We start from the raw sequence: 7845 nt of genomic DNA on the forward strand, positions 1-7845 counted from the left end.
GCAAAATTAAAAAAATCTGTACAACCAAGGGACAAGTGTATCCAAAAGTTCAAAGCAATTCTGAGTTAGTTGAAAGATCTCACTAGCTAGAACTGATAAGCATCGTATTTCAGCAAAAGATAAAGACATACCCGTCAGTTTTCGAAAAAATACGAAAACTGACGGGATTTTTATGAACTATGAATAATTCAGGTAGTATAGTATCTTAATTAATGTCTACTGAATCGTTCTTGTAATCCTTTTGTAGCAGTAATCTCAACGCCAGTTTAGTATAATTACTGCAAGGGTTTTATCCACTTACGACAAAAGGTCGTGCACTTTTACTAGAAAATGAGGGGGTTTCATGTATAAACCACAGCTCAACACGCAATTAGCTTTCGAAGATTTTGATCAGCCAATGGGCTTGTCCATGAATCCAGAAAATCGCTGGATCAAAAAAGCGGCCATCATTCCTTGGTCAGAACTTGAAAAAGACTACACGAAGAACTTCCGTAATCGAAAAGGTAACGTAGCTAAGCCGTTACGCATGGCACTTGGCGCCCTGTTGATCCAAACTGAGTATGGCTATTCTGACGAGGAAACAGTCTTACAAATTCAAGAAAATCCCTATCTTCAATTCTTCATCGGCTTACCAGGCTATCAGAATCAGGCACCTTTTGATGCGTCAACGATGGTTTATTTTCGCAAACGCTTAGATGCAGTGACCTTGGCGACGATCAACGAAAAAATCATTGCCGCTAATTCTAAGCCAACTAAAACCGTAACTGATAAGCAAGACGACCATTCTGATGATGACCATAATTCTGGCACCTTGATTCTTGACGCAACTTGCGCGCCGCAAAACATCAAATATCCGACTGATACTGAGTTATTGAACGATGCGCGAACTCATCTTGAAAAGATCATTGATGTCGCTTGTGCTGATAACGGCTGGACCAAACCACGAATCTATCGGCGTAAAGCGCGGCAGGTTTATTTAGCCATTGTTCGGCGAAAAAGAAAAGGTCAGAAGTGGTTACGCAAACAGATCCGTAGGCTGCTAAACTATGTGAAACGCGATTTAGATAAAGTTGAAATTTATTTAACCGCTGGCTATCAACTGACATTGGAACAAGAAAATTGGTTGACGACTAGCAAGGCGATCTATGCGCAACAGAAATATATGTACACAGAGCGAACACATTCAGTCAAAGATCGCATTGTTAGTTTTAGTCAGCCTTGGATCCGACCGATTTTACGTGGTAAAGCTAGAACTAATACTGAGTTTGGCGTTAAGCTTGATGTCAGTCTTGATCGAGGATTCGCCCGTATCGAAAAGACTAGTTTTGATGCTTACAATGAATCGACAGATCTAGTCAACGCTGTTCGGCGCTACTACGATCGGAATGGTCACTATCCGGCACGTGTCTTGGCTGATAAAATCTATCGTAATCGTGGTAACTTGGCATACTGTAAAGAGCGTGACATCAGACTTTCTGGGCCGGCACTGGGCCGACCGAAGAAGAATGAAACGCGTGATAAACGGATCAGTTATCAAGACAACGCTGACCGTATCGCAGTTGAACGTGATTTTAGTCTGATGAAGCGTCGATTCAGCTTAAATCTGATCATGACCAAGTTACCGACAACGACCTTGACTAGTGTTGGTATTAGCGTGATTGCCTTGAACTTATCCAAGTTGATGGCTAATTTTTCGCGGCCTATTTTTGGCTGGTTGGTATTTATCAATCAGATTTTCTGTAAAAACCGACAAAAGTTAGTAAATATTTAAAATACGATTTGTTCAGTACGCATTAATTACTGCGAGGAGTTAATCCATTAACTATTAAACCAACTGCGTAATTAATTTCTTGATCAATAGGCATTGGTTTAATTGCCAAGATGATTTTTCCAAAGAAAGTAACTAAGGGTCCAAAGACGAATTGAACAATTACATCATTTGGATAATCGATAATTAATTTTTTCTTCTTGAGTCGGTCGATAATCGGAAAAGCAGTTGTTTTGGGCTGCTCATTAAAAGCGTGATTGAGCTCTGGACCTAACTGATTGTCAGAAAGTAATTGGCCTAACATGATTTTAAACTCTTCACGATTATTACTGATAAAAAGCATTCGGTCGGCAACTAATGCTCGAATGAACTGCTCCAAGGAATTGTAGTCTTTATCTAATGTCTTATCGATAAACTGGTCGGCCGCTTGTGAGAAAACAGACTTTGTTAATGGTGTTAGTACTGCCATAAGTAACTCACGTTTATTGTGAAAGTGTTGGTAAACAGAACCAACAGCTACTCCAGCACGTTTGGCAATTTGAGAGCTACTAGTAGCATCGAACCCTTGTTCTGCAAATAGCGAAAGGGCAGCTTTAAGAATATTCTGCTGTTTTTCTGTCAGATTATCCATTTGACGAAGATTTTGTTCATATAATTCTCTTAGCTTTGATTCAGTCATAGTGTTCCCTCTCTTTGTAAAGTGGTTGTTAGTTGTTTTTGTTAGTACCTGCGCGCCATCCAGCGATATCTTTTATATTGAAATTATAAGTTAGCTTTTCGTCGTAAATTTGCTCATAGGCCTTCTTCTTCTGTTGATAATCACGTTGCATCATTTCAATACTATTTTCACGTACACTTTTATTAGGGTCAAGATAAATTGGATCTAATATATGCATTTTAAATTTTACCTTATTAAATTCATAATTATCGGGTTCTTGTAGATCGATTATCTCAACAAAGCAGGAGATAATTGGTACATGAAATTTTGCGGCGTAATAGTATGCTCCGCGTTTTGGAGGGCGGGGCTTTCGATAGTTGAACCACATTTCTTGCTCAGGGTAAATTAAGATAAAATTATTATCGTTAAGTACCCCTTTTATCATTTTAGGGAATACTTTACCAATATACTCAACATCTGGGCTAACCGGAATGGTATCGTAATATTTTAATAGAAATCCGATAAAGCCATTAGTCAATAAATTTGTATCTTCACTAACAATGAAAAGTCGTCGGTGCTTTATTTGCCATAGTGTTTTTCTAACAACCGTATTTTCTAATGGACTAAAATGATTGCTAGTTATAATAGCACCGCCAGTAATGTTTTTGATTTTTTCTAATCCTGAAAAGGTGGTCTTGGTATTCAGTAATTCTGTTAATACATCAGCAAGGCCACGAGCTATTAGATTATTGACATGGTATTTAGGCATCTTAATAAGTTGCAGATAGTCATGGATTAAGTTAATTCTTTGATTTTGATTTAGTGAAGCATCATTTATTTCTACTTTGTGATTCAACAATCCGGCATTAGCGTATTTTTGAATATTATCGATGACTGCTCGCTTACTGCCGCCAATAATCATAACGCCACCTCATTTGTTTTTTCTTGAATTTTCTTAAATGTAATAGGATTGTCTAAGAGAGACAACGCTTTTTGCTGGAGGTAACGAACGTTACGGTGATCCTTTTCAGCGTTTGCTGCGGTGAATGTCGCCTTTGCTTGCTTAATTTCTACTAGGTATGGTGAGCTTTTGGCGTAATGCCAGAAATAGTTTTCATTTGCAACATGATCATAATGCCATGGCTTACCGAATAGTGCATAGTGGATAATGCGTGGATCAGTTACTTTTTCACCATGAATCGTAGGCATTGTATTCCATTTTTGTGGTAGGTGAAGTACATGATTTCTACAAATAACATTTAGGTAATCTTGGTCAGGTGCCATAATATCAAAATGATATTTGTTAAGGAGATGGAGAAAGTGATCGGTAAAGTCGTGATTACGAAGTTGCTTGAGATTTAGTACTAAAATACCTGAATTGAAATATTTGTCGATTGGAATCCCAATAACATCTTCAGCATACCTAACAGTTTGGGGATAATCTGCTGCGAATGTATCATGGGCGGCTGCCAGGAAGTTGTCCTTAAGATCAATGTTGTAGAGATTAGCAATATCTGTATTGCAGACGATGTCAGCATCCATGTATAGAGCCTTATCAAATTGAGGGAATATTTTAGCAATGAATAAACGATAATAAATTGTTAATGTAAAATAGTCCCCCTTTAATTTTGTATGCTCACCAACCATTTGCTTTTGCAAATCACTGTCATTAATTCTAGTAAAGGTTATCTTTACATTATCGGTACCCAATTCAGTTAAAATATGCTTATTTTTCTCTGAGAGGTCTTGTTCTAAAACGATTATATGGTAATGATTGTTCGATGAAGCGTGGTCGACAATGGACAAAATTGCGACTGAAAGATAAGGTGCGTATTGATTATTAATTGAAAAGAAAATTGGAATCTCGTTTCTACTCATTTTAATCTCTCCTTATGTTGAGCGTAAATTAGTTGATATCTATTTAGTAAATCATCGTATTCATGAAGGTGTAATTCAGAATGAACTCTATCAACCTCCCATGGCTTGACAGTAATGGTATGGAACTTAGGAAAATAACCAAAGTGAGTAGTAAAATGCTGAAATACTGTGTCCTTATGGAGGCGACGTTGATCGTTGTAACGACGGGGAGCAAGCTTATAGTGAGTAACAAACTTGTTGATGGCAGATTGGTCAGGCATGAACATCTTTTTGCTTTTACATAATTTTCTTGCTTTAGTAAAAAGGCCAGTTTGTTTAATTCTTTTGATATTTAGTAGCATTACTCCAGAATTCATATAGTCAAAAAGCCATGAATGATTATGAAAAAACCATTTGCCGTAATAATCAAGAATACCCACTACTTCAAGTTTGGTAATATCTTGACAATAGAAGTTAAAAAAATTACGTCGACAAACGATATCAGTATCAAGATAAAGAATTTTATCAGGAAGAAGTGATACCTCGTCAGCAAATAATCGCAGCATGCTAGCTGGCGTGAAGATTGTGTTGAGGTTTATCTCTGGATAGTCTCTTGCTACCAAGAGGCTTATATCAATTGCTTTGACAAAATTCTTAGGATTCACTTTTTTTACTAGAGAATCAAGGAGATAAATAAGTGATTGATGGATGTTATTGGAATGCCTACCTTGTGTGGGGAAACTTGCGGTTAATACATAGATATATAAGGGTTCTTTTACGTGTTCAGTCAACGATAAAACTGAAATTAATAAACCTTGTTCGATATTATTGTCGCCACAGTATAAAATATTCATTTACTATACCTTCTTATAATGAATATATTCAACATCATTTAGTGAAGCTCGCTTTTTCATGCAATCATAAATCTGCTGTCTCAAATCTGCCGCTTGTTGTTTAGTGGTCAAATCAGCATTTGGATAGAAAGGACCCTCCACATAGATGATGATTCGGGGGTTTTTTGACCAACTCCGAGAATGATAAGTGGTCGTTAAGCAAAATGAAGCTAGGCCAGTGTCAACTGGATAATGAAAAGAAGCCGCTGAAAAAGGGCGAATCTTAGTATAAAACGGCCATACATGGGCTTCGGGGTAGATAAAGACAGCGTGGCCACTCAGTGCTTGTTGTTTTACAACCTTTGTAAAATCAATTAATTGACGAAACGTTGCTGGAATTGGTAGTATCCCAGCAAAAGGTAATAATTTCCCAACTATTAAATTCCCCAGGTTAGCTGGGGTTGCAATAATGTTTATTAAGTGACGCGGCAATAGGTGAAAGGCAATTAATGCGTCACTTTGAGCTTGTGTATGATTACCATAGACGAAGAATCCACCATCTTGATGGTCTTTTATTTTTTCAGCAGATACTAACTTTGGACGCATGATAATACGAAATAGGAACCATGAAATGATGTCAGCAATACCGGTTATGATAAGACTAACCATAGTTCCAAGTTTTCCTTTATGTAGCCATTGATAATCTGAAGGGAGCTGATAATTTTGATTGCCACTACTAATAAAGTCATCAGTAAACGTATGATAGTAATAGGTCTTTGACCTTTTCAAAAAATTCACGCTCCTTCAGAAAGTTGAATAGCTAGTTATTCGTCGTTACTATTCTTTAATCCTTTTGATATTAAAAAATCTGGATCAAATCGTTATTCGATAAAAATAACATCCAGATTTTTTAATCAATCTAAGTTAAGAATGACTAATTGTTCTTTCTATACCCGAAGTAGAATTGCAAACAAGCTACAATTACATTAGCCCAGTTCATCCATAAGAAACAGGTTGCAATACTACCAGAGGCATGACTAGCGCCATAAAACACCCAGAAGCCTACAATGACTGCGATAACGTTAATCCAAGCAAAGATCTTTTGTAATGCATGGTTGTCAAGCTGAAACCACATCCAAATAACATTAATAACGAACCAAACAGCTAAAATCCAAAACATAGTATTAAACATAATAACTACTTCCTTATCTATAATTAATTTTTAACAGGAATCAACTTGGAAAGTCCCTTAGCTTCTTTGCTACGGTAACCGCTCCAGACAAAGATTAAACCTAATACACAGCTAATGATTGCAATCCATACGAGAGACGAGATAAATGGTGCAGTGTGTCCAATTCCGGCCATCGTGTTGGAAATAGCTTGAATCCCTTGATACATCAGAGTGTAATTACTTAGCCAGTTGTAGAATGATGGCATAGCGAAGCGGGGAACAATTGCACCACCGGCAATCACTTGGGATGTAAAGAGAGGTAATTGAACGATAATACTTGGAAGACCACCACACAGAAGGCCTAACATACTTGAAATTTCAAAGACGCTAACATCGAAAAGCCAAGCAATTCCAAACATACTCATAAAGTTATTGACAGGTTCAACACAAAGTAATGCTAGACTGGCAACAATTGAAGTAACAGTTGCTAAAAGAAGGCCTGAAACTTGCATACCCATAAAAGCCGTAAATTTATTGCCGACTGCGAAGCGAGCTGAGGTGAACAAGATAACAAGGACGATAGATGCGAGCATCATTCCAAGATACTGTCCCATGTTAAAGAACATCGGGGTTTGCTGATACTTGTAGTTGTAATGATGAGTACCAACATATTCACTTCTACTACTCAACTGAGAAGTAGCGCTCTTGGCAGCTGCACTAGCACGAGCCATGACTTGTTTTTGGGCTTGAGCCCTAGCCGCATTTTGTGCTTGTTGAGCGATTTGGCTAGCATGTGATGCTAATTGTGGGTTAGCTGCAATTTTTGCTTTTACTTGCGCTTGCACTTTTGATTGCATTTGACTAGCAACTTCTGACTGCATTTGGCGTGCAATCATACCAGTCATTGTTTTAGACTGAATTTGCTCTTTTACTTTACTATTAATTTGGCTAACAGCGGTCTTTTGCGCCATAGTCTCAATCATACCGTTCGCCGTGCCCCGGTAGTACTTCATATGAACAGGTTTCCCTGTTTGAACATTGGAACTGAATCCTTTCGGAATGATAATAACCATAGAAACATCACGGTTTTTAATCTGCCGTTTAATTCCCTTATTTGTTTTTGCAGCAGTAACGTTTTTGAATGGCAGATTATCTTTCAGTCCCTTTTTCATTTGTTGAGAAATCTGCTTATTATCACGATCAACAATTGCTACTCGCATATTATCAACGTTACTAGGCAATTTAGTAAATCCAGGAATTAGTGTCCAAATAAAGCTCAAAGCAACTACAGCAGCAATCGCCATTACTATCCAGTTAAGCTTTTGTTTAAACCATAATTTCTCCTCCTTTTTTTGAATGAACACTCATTCATTACAACTTTAAGTTAATCCTTTTATTTTTTAATGTCAAGGGTTAATTTTGTGGAATGAGATTGCCTCATTTCCTACTTCTTGATGTTTGGATGTAAGCTGATTCCTGAGACAACTTTTAAGAGAGGGTATAATGAATAAATCATCTCTCAAAAGGAAGGAATTTTTACATGCCAACTCGTTACGAC

8 protein-coding genes are annotated in these 7845 nt (G+C 37.4%); 1 reads left to right on the top strand and 7 read right to left on the bottom strand.

The genetic code is table 11. From position 1 onward, the window contains the following. The first annotated feature begins 343 nt into the window (after nucleotides 1-343). The gene (locus FFM78_RS13270) at nucleotides 344-1771 is read left to right on the top strand and encodes an IS5 family transposase (RefSeq protein ID WP_137638872.1); all 1428 of its coding nucleotides are present in this window, start codon (nucleotides 344-346) and stop codon (nucleotides 1769-1771) included. Nucleotides 1772-1793: 22 nt separating this feature from the next. Here the strand turns inward: FFM78_RS13270 and FFM78_RS13275 are convergent, their stop codons facing one another. The 7 genes from FFM78_RS13275 to FFM78_RS13305 form a co-directional block, all read right to left on the bottom strand. Beyond that, entirely contained in the window at nucleotides 1794-2447 is a 654-nt protein-coding gene (locus tag FFM78_RS13275; RefSeq protein WP_137638873.1) for a TetR/AcrR family transcriptional regulator, read from the bottom strand. A gap of 28 nt (nucleotides 2448-2475) precedes the next feature. Continuing rightward, nucleotides 2476-3348: a lysophospholipid acyltransferase family protein gene (locus tag FFM78_RS13280; RefSeq protein WP_137638874.1), complete on the bottom strand. Its 873-nt coding sequence runs from the start codon at nucleotides 3346-3348 to the stop codon at nucleotides 2476-2478. Then, on the bottom strand, nucleotides 3345-4304 hold the full coding sequence (locus FFM78_RS13285) for a glycosyltransferase family 8 protein (protein ID WP_137638875.1): 960 nt from the start codon (nucleotides 4302-4304) through the stop codon (nucleotides 3345-3347). The genes FFM78_RS13280 and FFM78_RS13285 overlap by 4 nt, the downstream gene beginning before the upstream one ends. Beyond that, the gene (locus tag FFM78_RS13290; RefSeq protein ID WP_137638876.1) at nucleotides 4301-5137 is read right to left on the bottom strand and encodes a glycosyltransferase; all 837 of its coding nucleotides are present in this window, start codon (nucleotides 5135-5137) and stop codon (nucleotides 4301-4303) included. Before FFM78_RS13290 ends, FFM78_RS13285 begins: the two co-directional genes overlap by 4 nt. 3 nt (nucleotides 5138-5140) lie before the next feature. Then, entirely contained in the window at nucleotides 5141-5905 is a 765-nt protein-coding gene (locus FFM78_RS13295; protein ID WP_137638877.1) for a lysophospholipid acyltransferase family protein, read from the bottom strand. A gap of 145 nt (nucleotides 5906-6050) precedes the next feature. Then, on the bottom strand, nucleotides 6051-6308 hold the full coding sequence (locus tag FFM78_RS13300) for a hypothetical protein (RefSeq protein ID WP_137638878.1): 258 nt from the start codon (nucleotides 6306-6308) through the stop codon (nucleotides 6051-6053). Between the two features lie 23 nt (nucleotides 6309-6331). Continuing rightward, a complete protein-coding gene (locus FFM78_RS13305; protein WP_137638879.1) occupies nucleotides 6332-7651 on the bottom strand; it encodes a YhgE/Pip domain-containing protein in 1320 nt (439 codons plus the stop codon). Nucleotides 7652-7845 lie beyond the last annotated feature (194 nt).

This window comes from Loigolactobacillus binensis (assembly GCF_005405165.1).
GTDB classification, from domain to species: domain Bacteria; phylum Bacillota; class Bacilli; order Lactobacillales; family Lactobacillaceae; genus Loigolactobacillus; species Loigolactobacillus binensis.